The following is a 23,570-nucleotide window of genomic DNA, read 5'->3' as shown; positions in this document are numbered from 1 at the left end:
TATATTGACATGAAAGATTAAAAAATGTAAAATCAATTTAATTTAATAAAATTAAATTTGATATTTATATTGAAGGTGAAAAAATATGAATGATTATAGTAGTTTAAATTTAGATAATCAAATATGCTTCTCTCTTTATGCTGCATCTCGAGAAATAATTAAATTGTATAAGCCAGTATTAGATGAAATTGAACTTACTTATACTCAATATGTAGTAATGCTTGTATTATGGGAAGAAGGAAAAGCAACTGTAAAACATATTGGTAACAGGCTACATCTAGACTCTGGAACTTTAACACCATTATTAAAAAAATTAGAAGGAATGGATCTTATAAAAAGATATAGATCGGAAAATGATGATAGAGTTGTAATAGCTGAATTGACTGAAAAAGGTTCTAATCTTCAAGAAAAAGCAAAAGATATTCCAGATAAGATGTTATGCACTATTAATATTTCAAAGGAAAAAGCTATTGAGTTAAAAAGAAGTATAGATGAATTACTTGAAAATTTATAATAATGTAAAATAGAGTATATTTGGTTTTTTTAATTAAATATACTCTATTTTTGTATATAATAAATTTATTGCATAAAATTTTATACTAGAGTACTATATTAAGTGTTTATTAAAAAAACGGAGTGATATTAATGGAAGAAAGATTGCAAAAGTATATGGCAAGATGCGGGGTAGCATCTAGACGTAAGTGTGAAGAAATAATACTTAGTGGTAAGGTAAAAGTTAATGATAATATTATAAATGAACTTGGAGCTAAGATAAATCCAGAAAGAGATGTTGTATATTATGATGGTAAGATAATAAAGCCCGAAGAAAATAAGGTGTATATTATGCTTAATAAACCTGAAGGATATATTACATCTGTGAGTGATGAAAAAGGAAGAAAAACAATTTTAGATTTAGTTAAAGTTAATGAAAGAATATATCCTATAGGGAGATTAGATTATGATAGTTCTGGATTGATTTTACTAACTAATGATGGAGAAATATATAATAAAATAATTCATCCAAGGGTTAAGGTAGATAAGAAATATATTGTATTATGCAAGGGTGAATTTACTAATGATGAACTTACAAGGTTTGAAAATGGAATAGATATTGGTGGATATATTACCGCAAAATCAAAAATAAAGTTAATTGATATAGAAAGAAATAAAAAAAGTAATTCAATTAATTCATTAGTGGAAATAACAATTCATGAGGGGAAAAATAGACAGATAAGAAGAATGTGTGAAGCTCTTGGACATGAAGTTATAACTTTAAAAAGAATATCTGTTGGTGAAATAAAATTAGGATATTTAAAAAAAGGTGAGTGGAGAAATTTAACTAGTGATGAATTGAAATATTTAAATTCATTATAGAGGTGTAATATGTTTAAGTATGTAGGAAATATAAGTGATTTATCTCATTATATAATTAAAGACTTTGTAGAAAATAAAAAAGTTGCGATAGATGCAACTTTAGGCAATGGATATGATACTGATTTCTTAGCACAGTTTTTTGAAAAGGTATATGCTTTTGATATTCAAAAAGATGCATGCGACAAATATACAGATAATAAAAGTGATAATGTTACTATTATAAATGATTCTCATCATCTATTTAAAGCTTATGTAGATGAATCTGTAGATTGTATTATGTATAACTTAGGATTTTTACCTGGTGGGAATAAAGAAATCACTACACTACATGAAACCTCGCTTGAAAGTATAAAAGTAGGTTTAGAGATATTAAGTAGTGGTGGAATAATGACAATATGTATTTATACAGGGCATAATGAAGGTAAAATAGAAGAAACTTGCATTTTAGAATATCTTAAAACTTTACCTAAAAAACATTTTGGAGTTATGATTCAATCTTACTTAAATAGGCAAAATACACCACCATTACTAGTGGTGATCGAGAAAAAATAAAATTGACAACTTAAAATTATACTATGAGTTTCTATAATATATTAATAAGAAAATGAAATTATTATTGATGATTTATTCAAAAAATGTTAATATGTAATTGATAATTCTTAGTTTATTTGAAAAGAAGGGATAGGGATGGATACTAATCTTAGTGATAATTCAAAAGATTTAATGCGATTAATACAATCAAGGTTTCCAAGATTAAGTAAAGGACAAAAATTAATTGCTGAATATATTTTAAAAAGTTATGATAAAGCAGCCTTTATGACTGCGGCTAAACTTGGAGTCTCAGTTGGAGTTTCAGAATCAACAGTAGTTAGATTTGCCAATGAACTTGGTTTTTCAGGATATCCTAAACTTCAAAAAGCCTTACAAGAACTAATAAAAAACAAGCTAACAACAGTACAAAGGTTAGAGTTATCTAATGACTATGTAAGTGAAGGCTATGCTCTTAAGGGAGTTCTTAAAGCCGATATGGAAAATATAAGAGCTACTTTAGAGAAAATTAATTATAATACATTTGAAGAAGTTATTAAAAAAATATTTGAAGCGAAAAGAATATACATAATTGGACTTAGAAGTTCAACTGCATTAGCTGATTTCTTAGGATTTTATCTTAATATAATTTTACAAAATGTAAGAGTTGTTGGATATGGAATCTCAGATATTTTTGAACAAATGATTAATTTAGAAGAGGGAGATTTAGTTATAGGAATAGGTTTTCCTAGATATGCTTCTAGAACAATTGACGCACTAGCTTTTGCACAAGATAGAGGAGCTAATGTAGTAGCAATAACAGATAGTCTTTTATCGCCGTTAGCTGCAAAAGCAGACTATTCATTAATAGCTCAAAGTAATATGGCTTCTTTTGTTGATTCTTTAGTTGCTCCATTGTCTGTTATTAATGCTTTAATAATGGCTGTTGGTATGAGAGAAAAGCAAAGTATAGCTGCTACATTTAACAATTTAGAGTCTATTTGGAGAGACTATAATGTGTACTCTTATAACAATAAAAATGTTGGAGATGAATAATAAGGTTCAATGAATATCTACGACCAGTATTTGGTCGTTTTTTTATGGATAAAAGTTGAATTAAATTATGTTAAATGATATATTTAATAAGATAAAATAATGCATTGGAGGACTGTAATGAAAAAAGTTATAGTAATTGGAGCAGGCCCAGCAGGTATGATGGCAGCTATAACCGCAGCAAAAAATAATAATAAAGTCATATTAATAGACGGTAATGAAAAAGTTGGGAAAAAACTATTTATCACTGGGAAGGGTAGATGTAATGTTACCAACAGTAAAGATATAGCAGAGTTTTTTGATTTTATTCCAGGAAATCCTCATTTTTTATATAGCGCATTATATTCTTATACAAATGAAGATACGATTAATTTTTTTGAATCTCAAGGAATAAAGCTTAAGAGTGAAAGAGGCGGTAGAGTTTTTCCTGCTTCAGATAAGTCATCTGATATAATAAAAGGATTAATGAAAGAGATAGATAACAATAATATAGAGTTAAAATTAAACAGTACTGTTACTAACATTAAATTTAGTAATAAAGAGGTAGAGGCTGTTGAGATCAATAATAATTACTACATAGAGGGTGATCATTTCATAATGGCTACTGGTGGAGTTTCTTATCCACTAACTGGCTCTCGTGGAGATGGTATAAGGTTTTCAAAGTCTCTTGGACATAATATAATAGACTTAAAACCATCGCTAGTTCCAATAGAATTAAAGGATACTTGGATAAAAGGTTTAGTAGGATTAAATCTTAAAAACATTGAAATCTCATTATTTAATGACAATAATAAAAAGCCAATATATAAAAATCAAGGTGAAATGTTATTTACAAGTTATGGTTTATCAGGCCCTATTATTTTAAAGGCTTCAAGGTATATTGAAAAAAATAAGAGTTATACTTTACTTGTAGATTTAAAACCAGCATTAACACATGATGAATTAGATAAAAGAATACAAAAGGATTTTAAAAAATTCATAAATAAAGACTTCAAAAATTCTTTAGATGAATTGCTTCCACAAAAATTAATACCTATAATTATTTCCTTATCTAATATTGAAGAAAATAAAAAAGTTAATGAAATAACTAGAGATGAGAGAAAAAATTTAGTAAATCTAATTAAAGGAATAAAAATGAGAATAAAAGGCTTAAGGCCAATAGAAGAAGCAATAGTAACTTCTGGGGGAGTGGATACTTTAGAAATTGATCCATCAACGATGAAATCTAAGATAATTAATAATCTATCTTTCGCAGGAGAAGTTATTGATGTTGATGCTTTTACAGGTGGATATAATGTGCAAATTGCACTATCTACAGGTTATTTAGCCGGAAGCAATCTATAAAATGCTTGTTAAAAATGCATAATAATAATATAATTTATATGAAAATGTTTTTCAAATACGAAAGGTGGAATACTATTTTGAGAATATCAGTAGCTATAGATGGACCAGCTGGAGCTGGTAAAAGTACAATTGCTAAATTAGTTGCCAAGAATTTTAATTTAATGTATATAAATACAGGTGCAATGTACAGAGCTGTAGCCTTAGTAGCTAAGGAAAAAAATATTGAGGAAACAGATATTGATGCTTTATGCAAGATAATTGATTCTTTTGATATGAAATTCGAAAATGATGATTTAATTTTGAATGGGGAAAATATTCAAGAAAAAATAACTATGCCTGAAATTAGTAGTATAGTTTCTAAGTATGCTTCTATAAAAGAAGTTAGAAGTAAATTAGTTAAACTTCAAAGGGAGATGTCAAAGAAATTTGATGTAATAATGGATGGTAGAGACATTGGAACAGTGGTATTAAAGGACTCAAAGTTTAAGTTTTTTTTAACAGCAACTCCGGAAGCAAGAGCAGATAGAAGATATAAGGAGCTAAAAAATAGGGGGTTAGCAGTAGAGTACTCTACTATATTAGAAGATATAATAAAAAGGGATTATATCGATAGCCATAGAGAGGTTGACCCACTAAGGAAAGCAGAAGATGCTATTGAAATAGATACAACTAATCTTTCAATTGAAGAAGTTGTAGAAAAAATATCCCTAAGTATAAAAAGTAAAAAAATTTAATCTTAGGAGAATTAGTATGAATAAAGTGATTTTAGCTGAAAATGCTGGATTTTGTTTTGGTGTTCAAAGAGCTGTAGAAGAAGCTCTGAAAGTAAAGAAGAAATATAATAAGAAAATTTACACGTTAGGACCTTTAATACATAATAATGATGTTGTTATGTATTTAGAAGAAAATGATATTTTTGCTATTGACTATAATGAAATTAATAAACTAAATCAAGGTGATGTAATTGTAATTAGATCTCATGGAGTCTCTAAAGAAGTTACTGAAACCCTAGAAAAAAATGGTCTGATAGTTGTAAATGCAACATGTCCATATGTTACTAATATACACAAGAAAGTTAATAAGTACTCAGATTTAGGATATAATATTGTAATATTAGGAGATGACAAACATCCAGAGGTTATTGGAATTAATGGATGGTGTAAAAATAGTGCTGTTATAACTAAAGATGGTACTTTCGAAGAAAAAGTACCAAAGAAAGTATGTGTTGTATCTCAAACGACTGAGAAAGAAGAGACATGGAAAAAGACAGTAAGTAATTTATCCTCTAGCACAAAAGAACTATTAGCTTTTAATACAATTTGTTCTGCTACGGAAGTAAGACAAAAGAGTGCTAATGAATTATCTAGAGAGGTAGATACTATGATTGTAATTGGTGGAAGAAATAGTTCTAATACGACTAAACTTTATCAAATATCAAAGAAAAACTGTCCGAATACAATTCATATTGAGAATTCAAAAGAACTTACAAAAGAATTCATTGAAGAAAATAAAGATAAAACTGTTGGGATTACTGCAGGTGCATCTACTCCTGACTGGATAATAAAAGAAGTAATCGATATTATGGAGGGAAAAAACTAAATGGAAGATCAATTAAAGTTAATGGAAGAAATGGATAAGAGATTTAGAATTGGTGATGAGATCAACGGAGAGATTTTATCTGTTGGAAGAGATGAAGTTACTATCTCTTTAGTTGGATATAAATCTGATGGGGTAATACCTTTTAAAGAATTAACTTCTGAAGAAAATTTAGATACTTACCTTGAAAAAATAAAGGTTGGTGATGAAATAACTGCAAAGGTTATAAAGCTAAAAAATGAAGATGGAAATGTAGTTCTTTCAAGATTAGAATATGAAAAGAAAGCGACTTTAGAAGAGTTAGAAGCTAAGTTTAATAGCAAAGAAAACTTTAAAATTAAGATTAAAGACGCAATAGAAAAAGGATTAATTGGTTACTATAATGGAGTAAGAATTTTTGTTCCTTCATCTCAAGTAGATATTAGATTTTCTAATGATAGAAGCAACCTAGTAGGAACTGAACTAGAAGTTAGATTAATAGATTTCTCTTTAGGAAATCCTTTAAAGATAGTTGCTTCAAAAAGAGTTATTCTAGAAGAAGCTAAGAAAGCTATTGAAGATGCAGCTTGGGAAAATATAAAAGTTGGCGAAGTAGTTAAGGCAGAAGTGAAAAGATTTACTAATTTTGGAGCTTTTGCAGATATTAATGGTGTAGATGGATTAATTCATTTATCTCAAATATCATGGAATCATGTTAAGTCTGCTGAAAGTGTACTAAAAAAAGGGCAAATTGTTGATGCTAAAATTATTGAAGCTGATAGAGAAAAAAATAGAATTTCTTTAAGCATTAAAGCATTAACTCCAGAACCATGGAGCAATATAGAAGAAAAATACCCTGAAGGTTCAGCAGTACTAGGAAAAGTTGTAAGAATTAATGACTTTGGAGCTTTTGTAGAATTAGAACCAGGTGTAGATGGATTAGTTCATATTTCAAAGATAAGTAATGAAAGAATTAATAATCCAGCAGATGTATTAAGTATCGGAGACGAAATAAAAGCTATAATCTTATCTGTAGATGCAGAAAATAAGAAAATTGCTTTAAGTATAAGAGACGCTAAGTAATAAAAAATAGATCACATATAATTATATGTGATCTATTTTTATTTTTTTGTATCTTGACCAAAGTAACTAATTAGAAATATACTTATTATATAGTTAAAAAAAGGGGTTATTTGTTAATGTTGGAAAAATTGACATTAAATAATATGGATACTTTCAAAGAAATATATAATAAGAATTTTAAAAAGATTAGTTATAATAAAGATTTCTTTAGATGTTATGAAGAACAAAATTTTTTACTTAAATTTCTATATAGGAAGTTCATTAGACTTATAATTATAAATGATGAGTGTATAGGCTATATATGGTATGAGAATGGTTCTGGAAAGTATATTAAAGTATGGGCTTTATATATAGATAGTTCTTATACAGATACAATTGATGAATCTATATTATCAAGTTTTGATAATAATATTCTATATTATGAAGAAATCGAATCTATAGAAAATACAATAATATTTAATAAGTTAGGTTTTAGAAAAGATAATTACACCTTACTACTAAAACTAAACACTACTAACTATGATAATATAGAATTAAAGTTAAAGTCAGAGGATAAAAATGAAGAGGGTAGTAACAGTAACAAATATGGTTATAACAAAGATAACCTTTCAATTAGGAAATTGTATGTAGGTAAAGATGAAATTCTAAGGTGTAATATTCAAAATGATATTTTTTCACAATGGAATAGAAGACCACTAACTGTTGATGATATTTACGCAGATATGACTCAAGATTATTATTTAAAAGATCTTTGCTTCTTTGGAATGCTGAATAATGATTATATAGGATATGGTCAAATTATATTTAATAGAAATATGTACACAATAGTTAATTTTGGAATGGTTGCTAAATATAGAGGTAAGGGATTAAGTAAAATATTTTTAAGTAAAATTATAAAAGCAGCTAAAAATTATGGAATTGAAGATTTATATATAAGAGTAGATTCTAACAATGTAAAAGCAATTAATTTATATAAATCTATAGGATTTAAAGAAGTTAATAAGGTGATTGTTTGGGAGCGTGGGCATTAAAAGCTGTATCTATTGATACAGTTTTTTTTATTATAATAAGCATATAATTTAAACACAAACTATCATCAAATTTAATTATAGCTATTTAAAAATTTATGTATTTTTATTATAATGTTACTGGAGAAAATATATTCTATAAAGGAGAATACTTATGAAGGAAGAAATTAAAGAATTAAAGTATTATATTGAGACATGGGGATGTCAAATGAATGAAGAAGATTCAGAAAAGCTATCCGGTATGCTTAAAAGTATAGGTTATAGTAAAACTGATAATTTAAAAGAAGCTGGAATAATAATATATAATACATGTTGTGTTAGAGAAAATGCAGAAAATAAAGTATTTGGTAACTTAGGTGAATTAAAGCATTTAAAAAAGCAAAATCCTGATTTAATAATTGCAATTTGTGGATGTATGATGCAACAAGAAGGAATGGCAGATAAAATACTTAAGAAATTCCCTCATGTTAACATAATATTTGGTACACATAATGCATTTAAGTTCCCAGAATATTTAAATAGAGTAAAAACTGAAGGAGTTCAAGTTAAAGAAATATTTAATAAGGAAACTGAAATTGTAGAAGGAATACCTGTAGATAGAGAAAGTTCAGTTAAAGCTTTTGTAACTATAATGTATGGATGTAATAATTTCTGTACTTACTGTGTTGTTCCATATGTAAGAGGTAGAGAAAGAAGTAGAAAATCAGAAGATATTATAAATGAGATTAAGGATTTAGTATCTAAAGGATATAAAGAAGTTACTCTTTTAGGGCAAAATGTTAACTCTTATGGAAAAGGGCTAGAGGAAGATATAGATTTTGCTAAACTTTTAAGAAAGGTGAATGAAGTAGAAGGCCTTGAAAGAGTTAGATTTATGTCACCTCATCCAAAAGATTTAACTAAAGATGTTATATTAGCTATAAAAGAATGTGATAAATTATGTGAACAAGTACATTTACCTGTTCAAAGTGGTTCAAATAGAATCCTTAAGAAAATGAACAGAAATTATACTAAGGAATCATATTTAGAATTAATTGATTTAATCAAGAAAGAAATTCCTGATGTAACTTTAACAACAGATATTATTGTTGGATTCCCTGGAGAAACTGAAGAAGACTTCTTAGATACATTAGACTTAGTAAATAAGGTTCAATATGATTCAGCATTTACATTTATTTATTCAAGAAGAAATAATACTCCTGCTGATATGATGTTAAACCAAGTTTCAGATGAAGATAAGCATCATAGATTTGATAGATTAGTAAAAGCTGTGAATGAAAGTGTTATAAATAAGAATAAAGAATTCGAAAATAGAATAGTTGAAGTATTAGTTGAAGGTCCAAGTAAAAATGATGAAAGCAAATTTTCTGGTAGAACTAGAAATGGAAAACTAGTTAATTTTACGGGAGAAAATGTGAAAGTTGGAGATTTAGTTAATGTAAAAATACTTAGAGCTCAACCTTTCTCATTAATAGGTGAAGTTGTATAAAAAGTACATTTAAAATATTTATCATAATTTTTTGAATTTTTATCATAATATCTATTGAATATTTATGAATTTATTATTATAATAATAAAAAAGTATTATTTTAAAGATAATGATAAGGAAGAGTAGTTTAACTAAACATTAAAGAGAACTAAAGTTAGGTGAGAGTTTAGTATGGTATGTTAAATGAAGCAGCCTTTGAATCTCATATTGAAAAATAAGAGTATATTTCTTAATTAGATATTGACGGTTTTCTCCCGTTATAGAGAAATGAACATATGGATGTTCATAATGAGTGAGTATAATATTACTTATTAGGGTGGTACCGCGGAAGCATTGTCCTTCGTCCCTTCTTTGGGATGGAGGATTTATTTTTTTATTTTTTTTATAGTTATAGGTAAGTTATTAGTACTAGTATTATTTATACTGTACTTATATTACATATTATAATAACTTTTTTAATTTAGTTATTAACTTAAAGTTTATGGAGGTATGGAGTATGGATGAGATATTAGAAGTATTAGAAAAAAATAGTAGGTATAAGGATGAAGAAATTGCAACTATGACTGGCAAGACTGTTGAGGAGGTTAGAGAGGCAATAAGGGATTATGAAGAGAAAAATGTTATTGCAGGTTATACAACTCTTATTAATTGGGAGAATACAGGAAAAGAAACTGTAACAGCACTTATTGAAGTTAAAATTACACCTCAAAGAGGAGTTGGGTTTGATAAAGTAGCAGAAAGAATATATAAATTTAATGAAGTTAAAGCTTGCTATTTAATGTCATCTGGGGGATTTGATTTAACTGTTATAGTTGAAGGAAAAACTATGAAGGAAGTTGCTTTATTCGTATCTGAAAAACTAGCAATACAAGAATATGTTACAGGTACAGCGACTCATTTTGTATTAAAGAAATATAAAGATAATGGAAGAATATTTAAAGAAAGAAAAAATGAAAGTAGGGAGGCTATATTTATATGATATTAGAAGAAATGATAGTAGATAATGTAAGAAATATGCCTCCTTCAGGTATTAGAAAATATTTTGATTTAATTAATGAAATGGATGACGTTATTTCACTTGGAGTTGGAGAACCAGATTTTGTTACACCATGGAATGTTATTGAGGCTGGTATTTATTCATTGGAAAAAGGTGAAACACATTATTCTTCCAATGCTGGCTTTATAGAATTAAGAAGAGAGATATCAAATTATCTAAATAGACGATTTAAATTAAATTATAATCCGGATGATGAAATTTTAGTAACTGTAGGTGGGAGTGAAGGAATAGATCTTGCACTAAGAGCACTTTTAGGACCTGGAGATGAAATTATTATACCTGAGCCTAGTTTCGTAGCCTATAAAGGTTGTGCCACTTTTTGTGGGGCAACTCCAGTAATCGTTAATTTGAGGCATGAAGATGAATTTAAACTAACTGCAGAACTTCTTGAAAAAGCTATAACACCTAAAACAAAAGTAGTTATAATTCCTTTTCCTAATAATCCAACTGGAGCAATTATGACTAAGGATGAATTGAAGGAAATAGTAGATGTCTTAAAAGATAGGGATATTATAATTCTTTCAGATGAGATTTATGCGGAACTTACATATGATAAGGACCACTATTCAATTGCAAGTTTTGATGAAGTAAGGGATAAAACTTTAGTTATTAATGGTTTCTCTAAAGCTTATGCGATGACAGGATGGCGATTAGGCTATGTATGTGGACATCCTATATTAATTGATGCATTAAAGAAGATACATCAATATGCAATAATGTCCTCACCTACAACAGCACAGTTTGCGGCAATTGAGGCACTTAAAAATGGTGATGATAGTGTTAGAGAAATGGCTAGAGAATATAATAGAAGAAGAAGGATATTAGTTGATGGATTCAGAAGTATGGGGTTAGAATGTTTTGAGCCTTTAGGAGCTTTATATGTATTTCCATGTATTAAGTCTACAGGTTTATCATCAGATGAGTTCTGTGAGAAGCTATTATTAGAAGAAAAGGTACTAGCAGTTCCAGGAAATGCTTTTGGAGAATGTGGAGAAGGTTTTATAAGAGCTTGTTATGCCTCTTCTACAGAGGATTTAATAGAGGCAGTTAAAAGAATTAGAAGGTTTATTAATAAAAGGATTAATTAATAATTGTTCAAATTTTATCGGGATAATATTAACTTTTAATACTAATATGTAAAATTTTATACAAAATATTCAAAAAATAGTTGCAAATCTGATAATTTAATAATATAATTATATCAAGTAATTTAAGTAATTTTTGAACAAAGGCGTTCAATAGAGAGTTTTCTATTGTGCGCTTTTTTTATAAAGAAAAAGGGGGAAGTAATTATGTCAAAATACTCAAGAAATGATATTATTCAATTAGTGAAGGAAAATGGGGTTAAATTTATTAGGTTACAATTTACTGATATATTTGGATCCTTAAAAAATGTAGCAATTACAGACAAGCAATTAGAGAAGGCATTAGATAATCAAATTATGTTCGATGGTTCATCTATATCAGGTTTTGTTAGAATAGAAGAATCCGATATGTATTTAAGACCTAATTTAGATAGTTTTGTAATTTTTCCATGGAGACCACAACAAGGTAAGGTTGCTAGGTTGATATGTGATATATATAGACCAGAAGGAGCTCCATTTGAAGGAGACCCAAGAAATATACTAAAAAGAGTATTAAAAGATGCAGAATCTTTAGGATATTCTATGAACGTAGGTCCAGAATGTGAATTTTTCTTATTAAATACTGATGAATATGGACAACCAGTATTAAAGACTCAAGATGATGCCGGATATTTCGATTTAAGTCCTTTAGATTCTGGTGAAAATATTAGAAGAGATATAGCATTAATATTAGAAGATATGGGATTTGAAATAGAAGCATCACATCATGAAGTTGCAGCTGGACAAAATGAAATAGATTTTAAATATGAAGATGCATTAACTACTGCAGATAATATAATGACTTTCAAGTTGGTAGTTAAATCTATAGCACAAAGACATGGGGTATATGCAACATTTATGCCGAAGCCTTTCTTTGGAATAAATGGTTCAGGAATGCATATAAATATGTCATTAAACAAAGATGGAAAGAATGCTTTTGTTGATGAAAATGATAAATTAGGTTTAAGCAAAACTGCATATAGCTTTATAGCTGGATTAATAAAGAATATTAAAGGAATATCAGCTATTACTAATCCGCTTGTTAACTCTTATAAGAGATTAGTACCAGGATACGAAGCTCCAGTATATATAGCATGGTCAGCAAAGAATAGAAGTCCTTTAATAAGAGTTCCTGCATCTAGAGGAAATGGTACAAGAATTGAACTTAGATGTCCGGACCCAAGTGCAAATCCATATTTAGTATTAGCATGTCTTTTGGCTGCAGGACTTGATGGAATAAAAAATAATTTAGTTCCACCAGAAAGTGTAGAAAAGAATATATTTAAGATGTCTTTAGAAGAAAGAGGGCTAGAAGGTATCGATAGTTTACCAGGTAGCTTAGAAGAGGCAATAAAATATATGGAAGAAAGTGAATTAGTTAAGAACACTTTAGGAGAACACACATTTAATAACTATATAAAGGCAAAAAAAGCAGAGTGGGATGACTATAGAAGTAAAGTACATGCTTGGGAGATTGATAATTATTTAAATCAATATTAATTTTACTTGTAAGGGAGCAATGTAAATGGCAATAGATATAATTTTAGCACTAAGTAACGAAGATATTTCTCAAAAGATAAAGAGCATACTAGTAGGAAATGGATTTAATGTTATAACAGTGTGTAAATATGGGAATGAACTTATAAGATCCATTAAACAATTTTCTCCCTCTATAGTCATTAGTGGATATAAATTTAAGGATATGAATTTACTTGATATTTATGAGAATACTGGAGATGAATGTAGTTTTCTTGCAATTGTAAATGAACCTTATAAATCATTTGTACAAGAAGAAACTGATATTTTTTGCATATCAAGCCCAATAAACACCTTATTATTATTAAATACTTTAGATATAATATATCAAAGTGAAAGAAAGGTTAATAAGCTTAAAGAAAAAGTTAATAATCTAGAAGTAAAAATGAATGAACGGAAAATCATCGAAAAAGCTAAAGGAATACTTATGGAACAAGAAGGCCTAAATGAACAAGAAGCTTATAGATATATTCAAAAAAGCAGTATGGATTCTGGATTAAAAATGATTGATTATGCAAAACAAATTTTATCATTATAAAGAACTAAATTATACTAGCCCTAGGGCTAGTATAATTGCATATAACAAATTATTTTAAAGAAAGGAAGATATTTATGCATAATGATATAGGTTTATATAGGAGCTCTTTTGAACATGATGCATGTGGGATCGGAGCTGTAGTTAATATTGATGGAGTTAAAACCCATAAATCTGTTGAGGATGCTCTTAATATATTAATAAATTTGGAGCATAGAGGAGGTACTGGAGCAGATGGTAAAACTGGTGACGGATCAGGTATACTATTCCAAATTCCTCATAGATTTTTTAAGGAAGAGGCTCAGAAACTAGGAGTAATCCTACCTCTAGAGGGAGATTATGCTATAGGTATGTTGTTTTTACCTACAGAGGATACAGAACAAAAAGCTTGCGTAAATATATTTGAAAGATTATGCCATGAAGAAAAGCTAAGAATTTTAGCTTGGAGGTCTGTACCAGTAAATAAATCCGTTCTAGGTGAATATGCAATATCATCCATGCCATGCTTTAAACAAGTAATTATAGAAAAGCCATCAACCATGGATGATTATAGAGATTTTGAAAGAAAATTATACATTATTAGAAGAAGATTTGAGAAAGAACTAGTAACAGAAAAGGCATATATATCTTCTTTGTCATCTAAAACAATCGTTTATAAAGGATTATTACTAGCAAGCCAACTTAAAAATTTTTATTTAGATTTATCAAATGCGAAAGTTCAATCAGCAATTACAATGGTACATTCACGATATAGCACAAATACAGTTCCTAGTTGGAAAAGAGCTCATCCTAATAGATATATAATTCATAATGGTGAAATTAATACTCTAAGAGGTAATATAAATAGTTTATTAGCTAGAGAAGGCAATTTATATTCTCAAGAATTAGGGAGTGATTTAAAGAAAGTCCTACCTATTATTAATAGTGAAGGTTCAGATTCTGCAATTTTAGATAATACTTTAGAATTCTTAATGATGAATGGAAAAAGCATAGAAGAAGCTATTATGATGTTAATACCGGAACCTTGGGAGAAAAATAACTTCATCCCTAAAGAAGAAAAGGCTTTTTTTGAATATAATGCAACATTGATGGAACCTTGGGATGGACCAGCTGCAATTATTTTTACTGATGGTAATGTGATGGGAGCAACTTTAGATAGAAATGGTTTAAGACCAGCTAGATATTATATAACAAAAGATAACAACTTAATTCTATCATCAGAAGTTGGCGCTTTAGATATAAGAAATGAAGATATAGTATCAAAAGGTAGATTAACACCTGGGAAAATATTACTTGTTGATACTTTAAATAAAAAATTATTAAGCAATGAGGAAGTAAAGAAAGAATATTATTCAAAGAAGCCTTATTTAGATTGGGTAAGTAATAATATTTTGCCACTAGAAAATATACATGTAGATTCTAATAATAACGAAATATTTAATATAAATCGAGACAAATTACTGCAGATTTATAATTACACATATGAAGACTTAAATAATACTATATTACCAATGTGTGAAAATGGTGAGGAACCAATTACTTCTATGGGTGTAGATACTCCTTTAGCTGTATTATCAAAAGAACCACAACTACTCTTCAATTATTTTAAACAATTATTTGCTCAAGTTACAAACCCTCCTATTGATGCTATTAGGGAGGAAATTATAACTTCTACAACAATGTATCTTGGAGCATCTGGCAATATATTAGGTGAATTAAACGAAAATAAGCAAAAAATTAAATTAACAACACCAATTTTGACAAATGATGATTTAAATAAAATAAAAAATCTTAATAATCCTAACTTTAAAGTAAAGACTATTAATGCTTCTTATGGAAAGAAAGAAGATGAATATGATTTAGAATTAGCTTTAGATTTACTTTGTGAAGAAGCAGAAAAATTAATTTTAGATGGATATAACATTATCATATTAAGTGATAAAAATGTTAATGAAAAGATAATTCCAATCCCATCTTTATTAGCATTATCTGCTGTACATCATTATCTAATTAAAAATGGTCTTAGAAGTAAGGTAGATTTAATAGTTGAAAGTGGAGAGCCAAGAGAAGTACATCATTTTGTTACACTTATTGGATTTGGTGCTTCTGCCATAAATCCTTATTTAGTATATGAGTCTATCCTTAAATTGAAGGAAGATAATTTACTACATGAAGATTACACTATAGCTGTAAAAAAATATAATAAAGCTGTATTAAAGGGATTAATCAAAATTATATCAAAAATGGGTATTTCAACAATTCAATCATATAAAGGGGCTCAAATATTTGAAGCTCTTGGAATAAATGAACATGTTATAAATAAATACTTTACCAATACAGTAAGTAGAATAGAAGGAATATCTTTAAAAGAAATTCAAGATGAAATTTTAAGAAGGCATAGAAATGCAAATAAAAAGAGTAATTCAAATTTTAAGTTTATATTAAATTCAAGTGGTAGAGATAGATATAGAGCTGAGAAGGAGGAACATCTTTATAATCCATTAACTATTTATAAGTTACAACAGGCAACTAGAACAGGTGATTATAAAATATTTAAAGAATATTCAGAGCTAATTGATGATGATGATTCCTTCATTACTTTAAGAAGTTTATTAGATTTTAAATATTTAAGTGATCCAATTCCGATAGAAGAAGTAGAAAGTGTTGAATCAATAGTAAAAAGATTTAAAACAGGTGCTATGTCTTATGGATCTCTTTCTAAGGAGGCTCATGAAACTTTAGCAATTGCTATGAATAGAATTGGAGGAAAATCTAATACTGGAGAAGGTGGAGAAGATAGCGAAAGATATATTGTTGATAAAAATGGAGACTCAAGAAGATCTGCCATAAAACAAGTAGCTTCAGCAAGATTTGGAGTAACATCAGAATACTTAGTTAATGCTAGAGAAATACAAATAAAGATGGCTCAAGGAGCTAAACCTGGAGAAGGTGGACAACTTCCTGCAAATAAAGTATATCCTTGGATAGCAAAAACTAGAGGAGCAACTGCTGGAGTAGGATTAATATCACCTCCACCACATCATGATATATATTCAATAGAAGATTTAGCTCAGTTAATATATGATTTGAAACAATCAAATGACGAAGCTGATATTTCTGTAAAGCTAGTTTCTGAGGCAGGTGTTGGTACTGTAGCTACTGGTGTAGCTAAGGCTGGTGCAAATGTAATATTGATAGCTGGTCATGATGGAGGAACAGGTTCATCTCCTAAAACTTCAATACAAAGTGCTGGATTACCATGGGAACTTGGGATTGCAGAGGCACATCAAACTCTTATTTTAAATAATTTAAGGGATAGAGTTAGATTAGAAGTAGATGGCAAGTTAATGACAGGTAGAGATGTTGCCATTGCAGCTCTATTAGGTGGAGAAGAATTTGGATTTGCTACAGCACCATTAGTATCTTTAGGTTGCGTAATGATGAGAGTATGTAATTTAGATACCTGTCCTGTAGGAATAGCAACGCAAAATATAGAGCTTAGAAAAAGATTTAAAGGTAAACCAGAACATGTAATTAACTTTATGTATTTTATAGCTGAAGAATTAAGAGAGCACATGTCTAAGCTTGGTTTTAGAACTATTGACGAAATGGTAGGAAGATTTGATAGACTTAAAGAAAAGGAAAGTAAGAAAGGATTTAAAAGAAGTAAAGTAAATTTATCTTCATTATTAATTCAGGATCAGAGATTCTTTACTTCACAAAATAAGTTTAATAAAAATTATAAAGAAAATAAAGCTGGTACATTAGATAGAAGCTTATTAATTCCTATAGTTGAAAAAAACTTTTACAGACGTAATTCAATTAATATAGATATAGATATCAGTAATACTGATAGAACTTTAGGAACATTACTTGGGTGCTATATTACTAGAAAATATGGATATAATACTTTGAAAGATGATTCAATAGTAATAAATTGTACAGGTTCTGGAGGACAAAGTATAGGAGCATTTATTCCAAAAGGTCTAACTATAAAGGTAGAAGGCGATTGCAACGACTATTTAGGAAAAGGTCTATCTGGCGGGAAAATAATAGTTAAAAATCCAGAAGATTGTAATATAGACCCTGTAGAAAACATTATTATTGGGAATGTCGCTTTATATGGATCAACATCTGGAAAAGCATTTATTAACGGAGTTGCAGGAGAAAGATTTGCAGTAAGAAATTCTGGTGCTATAGCAGTAGTTGAAGGTGTTGGTGATCATGGCTTAGAGTATATGACTGGAGGAACAGTAGTATTACTTGGTAAGTGTGGAATTAACTTTGCAGCAGGTATGAGTGGTGGAATAGCTTATGTATTTGATAAAGATAATACACTTAATAGTAAATTAAATAAAGAGTTAGTAGAAGTAGAATCAATAGAAAAACATGACGAAGAATCTCTTATAGCTTTAATAAAAGAGCACGTAGAATTAACACAATCTAAACGTGGTGCAGAGATATTAGATAATTGGAATGAGGAAGTCAAAAATTTCAAAAAAATAGTCCCAAATGATTATAAAAAAATAATAACATTAATAGATATGAAAAAAAATGAAGGTTTAGATTATGAAGATGCTCTACTATCTGCATTTTATGAAAGGAGTGTTATGTAATGGGAAAACCAACTGGATTTTTAGAATTTGAAAGAAAGGTAGGGAAAAATGATTCTGTTGAAGAGAGAATAACTCATTACAATGAATTTCATCACTTGCTTTCAAAAGATGAACAAATTAAACAAGGTGCAAGATGTATGAATTGTGGAATTCCATATTGTCAATCTGGAATAATAATAAAAGGAATGTCATCAGGTTGTCCTTTAAATAACTTAATACCTGAGTTTAATGATTTAATATATAAAGATAATATAGATATAGCATTAGATAGATTATTAAAAACTAATCCTTTTCCTGAATTTACAGGTAGAGTTTGTCCAGCACCCTGTGAGCCTGCATGTACAGTATCTATTAATGGTCCTGCAGTTAGCATTAAGGAAAATGAAAGATATATTATTGATACTGCCTTTAATGAAGGTATTATAAAGGCAGAAGTGCCTAAGTATAGAAATAATAAAAGAGTTGCTATAATAGGTTCTGGACCTGCTGGATTATCTTGTAGCTATTATCTAAATAGATTCGGTTATAATGTTGATGTATTTGAGAGAGAAGATAGACTCGGAGGATTACTAATGTATGGTATCCCAAATATGAAGCTTGATAAAGAAGTTGTTAATAGAAGAATAGAGTTATTACAAGATGAAGGTGTTAGATTCTTTACTAAGTCTGATATCTGTTTAGATGAAAACTTAAAAAATAAAGTTCTTGAAGAATATGATGCAATTGTATTAGCTACAGGTGCTACTAAGCCAAGAAATTTAAATGTTCCTGGAAGAGAGCTTAAAGGAATACACTTTGCAGTAGATTATTTAAAGGAAAATACAAGAAATTTATTAAACAATATCTCTAATGATAACTATATTTCATGTAAAGATAAAAATGTTCTGATTATAGGTGGTGGAGATACTGGTACAGATTGTGTTGGAACGTCAATAAGACAAGGATGTAAATCGGTAATACAATTAGAAATCACAAATCAACTTCCCAAAAAAAGATTAGAAAGCAATCCTTGGCCAGAATGGAGAAGAACTCTAAAAGTAGATTATGGACAAGAAGAAGCAATTGAAATTTTTGGAGAAGATCCTAGAAGGTATTCTACAAGTGTAAAGGAATTTATTTCAGATGATTCAGGAAGCGTAAAAGCAGCTAAAACTATAAGAGTAAATTGGTATGAAGATGAAAGTGGAAGACTAACATTTAAAGAGGTGGAAGGTAGCGAAGAAATAATAGATGTTGATATAGTAATGATTGCAATGGGCTTCTTAGGAACTGAAGAATATATTAGTAATAGCTTTGATGTTAATCTAGACAATAGAGGGAATATTAATGCAGAATATAAATCTTTTAAAACTAATAAAGAAAAAATCTTTACTTGTGGTGATGCAAGAAGAGGACAATCTTTAGTCGTTTGGGCAATTAGAGAAGGATTAGAAGCAGCAAAAAGTATTAATGATTATCTAACTGTTAAATAATAATTTTTTAATAGCAAATATTACTTCCTTTAATTATTTAAGAATTTCATATACTAATATTATGAATATCTAGAAGGAGGGACAAAAGATGATAAGATATTTAACTTTACTTTCTATAATTTCAACGACAATATTATCTTCTAATGTTACTACTCTAAAATCAGATGATGTAAGATACAAAGGTAATGCATTGAGAGTATTTAGTGAAGCTACTATGAATTTAAGTAAAGATGATAAATTTGATGACTTTTGGACTCCTAAAAATGAAGGGTACCTAAGTGAATCTCAAAAAGATAAATTAAATGAATTTAGAGAAAAAGTGAAAAGCGGTGAATCATTAACTATTACTGATTATAACGAACTAAAGATAATGAAATCTGAAGTTATAAGAAGTAAACTAGGAGATGAAAAGTTTAAGGAACTTGAAAAGCTAGTAAAGAAGAGAGAAGGAACTCTAGATTTAACCTTACCTGAAAGGGAAAGGCTTTATCAATTAAATAAAGAAGCGAGAGAATAATTGAATAGATATTCATAAAGTTATTAGGGGCTGTTTTATACAGCTCCTAAATTTTATGCTTGTATTATTTGTAGTACATTATTTAATAAAAATATTGGCAATTTATGATAAATAATGATAGAATAATTAAAACGTATGTTTTCAGTAAATATATGTTTAATATTTGTATCGGAAGGAATGTTTGTTGTGGAAAGATATAAAGAAGAATTTATAGAATTTATGGTAAATAGTAATGTTTTAAGATTTGGAGAGTTTGTTACTAAAAGCGGTAGAAATACTCCATTCTTTATAAACACAGGAAATTATACTACTGGGGCTCAATTAAAGAAATTAGGGGAATTCTATGCTAAAGCAATAAATAAACATTTTGGTAATGATTTTGATGTTTTATTTGGACCTGCATATAAAGGAATCCCATTAACAGTAACAACGGCTATTTCTCTAAATGAAATGTATGATATAAATGTTGAATATTGCTCAAATAGAAAAGAAGTAAAAGACCATGGCGAAGGTGGAATTTTATTAGGTGGTTCTTTAAGAGATGGTTCAAAAGTTGTTATAGTTGAAGATGTTATGACAGCTGGAACATCAATATATGAAACAGCACCAATATTAAAATCGCAAGGGAATGTAGATATAAAAGGCCTTATTATTTCCGTAGATAGAATGGAGAAAGGGAAATCAGAAAAATCTGCACAAGATGAGATAAAAGAGAACTTTGGAATTACTACTTATTCAATAGTAACAATGAAGGAAGTTGTTGAATATCTACATAATAGAGAGTTAAATGGTAAAGTATATATAGATGATGATTTGAAAACTTCTATAGAAAAATATTATGAAAAATATGGAGTTACATATAATAAATAAGAAAGGTTAATTTTTATTAACCTTTCTTATTTATTATTTATATCTAAAAATTTAAGTACTTCAAAGATTAATGCTGCAATTTCAGGTTCGCTATATCCATTAAAATAGTGTGAGCCTGACTCTAATGTGAGAAGTTTACTTTTTACTCCGTTATCTTTTAAATTAATATATAAACTTTTAGCATTTTCATATGGTACTATTTCATCTGTTTTACTATGTATGATTAAGGTATTAGGAGAAGAGGAAGTTATATAATCCATAGGACTGAGTTTCCTTAATACATCTGGTGAGTTAATTATCTTTTTAATATCATCTTTATATTCTTCCTCAATAGATGAGGGATCTAATGTATTTAAATCAGTAGGGCCAAATATATCTAAAACATATTTTACTTTAGAAGGATACTTTTCTAGACTTTTATCTCCTATAAATTCATCATCATCAGAATAAGAAGCCATTAAGGCAAGATGAGCTCCAGAAGAAACACCTAATATTCCAATGTTATTTGTATCAAAATTATATTTATCCTTATTTTTATAAATCCATCTTATTGAATCTTTTACGTCTTTAATTGGATTATCCATAGGGGTATTTTCTTTTAAAAGCTCGTAGGATACACTTATAATTGTATATCCTCTTTTATTAAAAGCGTTTAATATTGGTTCTAGTCCAATTGGTATTCCATTATCACCATAAATCCAACTACCTCCATGTACATATAAAATTACAGGTGATGTTTTATTGTCTATATTAGATTTATAAATATCTAAAAAAACGTCTTTTGAAGATGTTTCTTTGTACTTAACATTTTTATTATCCATGGAATTTGTTATGTCATAATTAATTAATTTTCCTAAAGTCTCTACTGATTCATTAGAGTTTTTCAATTCTTCGTAAACATTATATACTATCATTAATGAGTTTTTGAAGTAAACTATTATACAAAGAGTAGTTATTAGGATTGTAACAAAAAAAATTGTAAGGACTTTAAATAATCTCTTCAAAAAATCAACTCCCTTTATTCAATATTTATATTATTGACATAAATAAAAATTATAAATGAATCTTATTATAATTTTTTAGATATATGAATATATTGTATTAATATTTAAATAAGGAGGAGATTGCTATTAGCGAAGATTTCACTCTTAATAATACTGAAAGTTTATTAAGCCTTAATAATATTGCAAATAATATTTTAAATAATATTTTAAATAATAATGCAATGATGAAAGGTTATAGGGTTCATAAGAATGACCTATTAGATGTTCTAAGAGACGTTGTATCTTATTATCTATTTAATGAGGAACAAGTTTTAATTCTTTCCAATAAATATAAAGGTTTAATTTTAGAAGATAATCTAATTAAAGAACTTGGAAAAAGAATAGTTGATTTAGATAATAATTATAATGTTAAAGAAATAATCAAAAATTTATTATCTAATTTGCAAGAACGAACAGGAAAAACTATTATAAGCAAGGTAGATCTAATTGATAGAAATACTAATAAAAAGCATAATCTATTAATGAAGATAAATAGGTTATTTAACAATAGTAATAATGATGATATTTGTCTTATAAATAAATACACCTTAACTAAAAAAAGGATAAATGAAAATCATCCTTATCAAAAATATTATAGAACTTATAGAATAAAAAAGCCTTTTAAGAATTATACGTATAATCAGTTAAAAGAAGCTTGTAATAAAATATTATCTTCAGATTTAAGCACTGTTTATATTAAACATAGAAGATTTATAGATAATGAAATATTTAAATGTTTGAAATACCCTTTAGATTATGAATTAATAAATGGATCTATCTCAATACTAAATACTATCATAGATAATAAAGAAATTGATTATAGCTTAGCTTTATCGAAATATACTGAGGATTTTATGGAGGCATTATTAGCAGGTGAAATTATCAATACTGAATATTTAGTAACATTAACAAATACAGTGAATTTAAAATATAATAATGAATTGTTGAATAAATCTGCTAAAAAGAAATGGGGTATATTTTTTAATAAGCATAATAGAAGGAATGATGAACATAATGCTAAAATCTTTTCTAGTTTAAGAGAAGATATTTATGAAGAGTATATAAAAAATTATAATTCTATTTCTATATTAAAAGAAAAATTATCATTTTTGAAATGTGTGATGGATGAAGGCAAGTTTGATGAAGAAATCACAGATATAATTAAAAATGAAAATGTTTATGAAAAATTATCTTTTTATAAAAAAATATTTGAAACAACATATCATAATAAGGATACATTTATTTTAATTAATAAAATATCTAAAATTGAAGAAGATATATTAAAATACTGTTATGATGACTTAGAAGAAAAGAAAGAAATTGATG

Annotated in this window: 18 protein-coding genes, 1 pseudogene and 1 other annotated feature; of the genes and pseudogenes, 18 read left to right on the top strand and 1 reads right to left on the bottom strand. The window is 28.0% G+C overall.

Annotation, left to right across the window (positions count from 1 at the left end):
* The first annotated feature begins 85 nt into the window (after positions 1 to 85).
* The 17 genes and pseudogenes from QK892_RS13230 (at position 86) to pyrE (ending at position 21,201) form a co-directional block, all read left to right on the top strand.
* Positions 86 to 514 carry a MarR family winged helix-turn-helix transcriptional regulator gene (locus QK892_RS13230; RefSeq protein WP_317274011.1) on the top strand — a complete coding sequence of 143 codons (429 nt, stop codon included), beginning with the start codon at positions 86 to 88 and terminating at the stop codon, positions 512 to 514.
* Positions 515 to 645: 131 nt separating this feature from the next.
* Positions 646 to 1,374, top strand: coding sequence for a pseudouridine synthase (locus tag QK892_RS13225; protein WP_317274010.1), 729 nt, complete (start codon positions 646 to 648; stop codon positions 1,372 to 1,374).
* A 9-nt stretch (positions 1,375 to 1,383) separates the two neighbouring features.
* Entirely contained in the window at positions 1,384 to 1,926 is a 543-nt protein-coding gene (locus QK892_RS13220; RefSeq protein ID WP_317274009.1) for a tRNA (mnm(5)s(2)U34)-methyltransferase, read from the top strand.
* Positions 1,927 to 2,061: 135 nt separating this feature from the next.
* Positions 2,062 to 2,958 (top strand): MurR/RpiR family transcriptional regulator, encoded by an 897-nt coding sequence (locus QK892_RS13215; RefSeq protein ID WP_317274008.1) that lies wholly within the window; start codon positions 2,062 to 2,064, stop codon positions 2,956 to 2,958.
* A 117-nt stretch (positions 2,959 to 3,075) separates the two neighbouring features.
* Positions 3,076 to 4,299: a BaiN/RdsA family NAD(P)/FAD-dependent oxidoreductase gene (locus tag QK892_RS13210; RefSeq protein WP_317274007.1), complete on the top strand. Its 1,224-nt coding sequence runs from the start codon at positions 3,076 to 3,078 to the stop codon at positions 4,297 to 4,299.
* Positions 4,300 to 4,376: 77 nt separating this feature from the next.
* The gene (cmk, locus tag QK892_RS13205) at positions 4,377 to 5,033 is read left to right on the top strand and encodes a (d)CMP kinase (protein WP_317274006.1); all 657 of its coding nucleotides are present in this window, start codon (positions 4,377 to 4,379) and stop codon (positions 5,031 to 5,033) included.
* Positions 5,034 to 5,049: 16 nt separating this feature from the next.
* Positions 5,050 to 6,957 (top strand): annotated as a pseudogene (locus QK892_RS13200) (bifunctional 4-hydroxy-3-methylbut-2-enyl diphosphate reductase/30S ribosomal protein S1).
* Positions 6,958 to 7,073: 116 nt separating this feature from the next.
* Complete coding sequence (locus tag QK892_RS13195; protein ID WP_317274005.1) at positions 7,074 to 7,988, top strand: GNAT family N-acetyltransferase; 915 nt, start codon at positions 7,074 to 7,076, stop codon at positions 7,986 to 7,988.
* A 151-nt stretch (positions 7,989 to 8,139) separates the two neighbouring features.
* The gene (miaB, locus tag QK892_RS13190) at positions 8,140 to 9,474 is read left to right on the top strand and encodes a tRNA (N6-isopentenyl adenosine(37)-C2)-methylthiotransferase MiaB (RefSeq protein WP_317274004.1); all 1,335 of its coding nucleotides are present in this window, start codon (positions 8,140 to 8,142) and stop codon (positions 9,472 to 9,474) included.
* Between the two features lie 100 nt (positions 9,475 to 9,574).
* Positions 9,575 to 9,825, top strand: a binding site (T-box leader).
* A 145-nt stretch (positions 9,826 to 9,970) separates the two neighbouring features.
* On the top strand, positions 9,971 to 10,453 hold the full coding sequence (locus tag QK892_RS13185; protein WP_317274003.1) for an Lrp/AsnC family transcriptional regulator: 483 nt from the start codon (positions 9,971 to 9,973) through the stop codon (positions 10,451 to 10,453).
* Positions 10,450 to 11,619: an aminotransferase class I/II-fold pyridoxal phosphate-dependent enzyme gene (locus QK892_RS13180; RefSeq protein WP_317274002.1), complete on the top strand. Its 1,170-nt coding sequence runs from the start codon at positions 10,450 to 10,452 to the stop codon at positions 11,617 to 11,619. The genes QK892_RS13185 and QK892_RS13180 overlap by 4 nt, the downstream gene beginning before the upstream one ends.
* 204 nt (positions 11,620 to 11,823) lie before the next feature.
* Positions 11,824 to 13,155: a type I glutamate--ammonia ligase gene (glnA, locus tag QK892_RS13175; protein ID WP_317274001.1), complete on the top strand. Its 1,332-nt coding sequence runs from the start codon at positions 11,824 to 11,826 to the stop codon at positions 13,153 to 13,155.
* A 25-nt stretch (positions 13,156 to 13,180) separates the two neighbouring features.
* Positions 13,181 to 13,729 carry an ANTAR domain-containing response regulator gene (locus QK892_RS13170; RefSeq protein ID WP_317274000.1) on the top strand — a complete coding sequence of 183 codons (549 nt, stop codon included), beginning with the start codon at positions 13,181 to 13,183 and terminating at the stop codon, positions 13,727 to 13,729.
* A 74-nt stretch (positions 13,730 to 13,803) separates the two neighbouring features.
* Positions 13,804 to 18,342, top strand: coding sequence for a glutamate synthase large subunit (gene gltB / locus QK892_RS13165; protein WP_317273999.1), 4,539 nt, complete (start codon positions 13,804 to 13,806; stop codon positions 18,340 to 18,342).
* Positions 18,342 to 19,814, top strand: coding sequence for a glutamate synthase subunit beta (locus QK892_RS13160; RefSeq protein ID WP_317273998.1), 1,473 nt, complete (start codon positions 18,342 to 18,344; stop codon positions 19,812 to 19,814). The genes gltB and QK892_RS13160 overlap by 1 nt, the downstream gene beginning before the upstream one ends.
* Positions 19,815 to 19,902: 88 nt before the next feature.
* The gene (locus QK892_RS13155; RefSeq protein ID WP_317273997.1) at positions 19,903 to 20,331 is read left to right on the top strand and encodes a hypothetical protein; all 429 of its coding nucleotides are present in this window, start codon (positions 19,903 to 19,905) and stop codon (positions 20,329 to 20,331) included.
* A gap of 186 nt (positions 20,332 to 20,517) precedes the next feature.
* Positions 20,518 to 21,201: an orotate phosphoribosyltransferase gene (pyrE, locus tag QK892_RS13150; RefSeq protein ID WP_317273996.1), complete on the top strand. Its 684-nt coding sequence runs from the start codon at positions 20,518 to 20,520 to the stop codon at positions 21,199 to 21,201.
* A 26-nt stretch (positions 21,202 to 21,227) separates the two neighbouring features.
* On the opposite strand, the gene QK892_RS13145 is transcribed toward pyrE, so the two are convergent.
* The gene (locus QK892_RS13145; RefSeq protein WP_317273995.1) at positions 21,228 to 22,205 is read right to left on the bottom strand and encodes an alpha/beta hydrolase; all 978 of its coding nucleotides are present in this window, start codon (positions 22,203 to 22,205) and stop codon (positions 21,228 to 21,230) included.
* A 224-nt stretch (positions 22,206 to 22,429) separates the two neighbouring features.
* On the opposite strand from QK892_RS13145, the gene QK892_RS13140 reads away from it, so the two are divergent.
* On the top strand, positions 22,430 to 23,570 hold a 1,141-nt coding region (locus QK892_RS13140), incomplete at its 3' end, for a hypothetical protein (protein WP_317273994.1).

This window comes from Clostridium lamae, from assembly GCF_033043255.1.
In the GTDB taxonomy this organism is placed as follows: Bacteria; Bacillota; Clostridia; order Clostridiales; family Clostridiaceae; genus Clostridium; species Clostridium lamae.
This window is presented reverse-complemented; position numbering and strand designations above follow the sequence as displayed.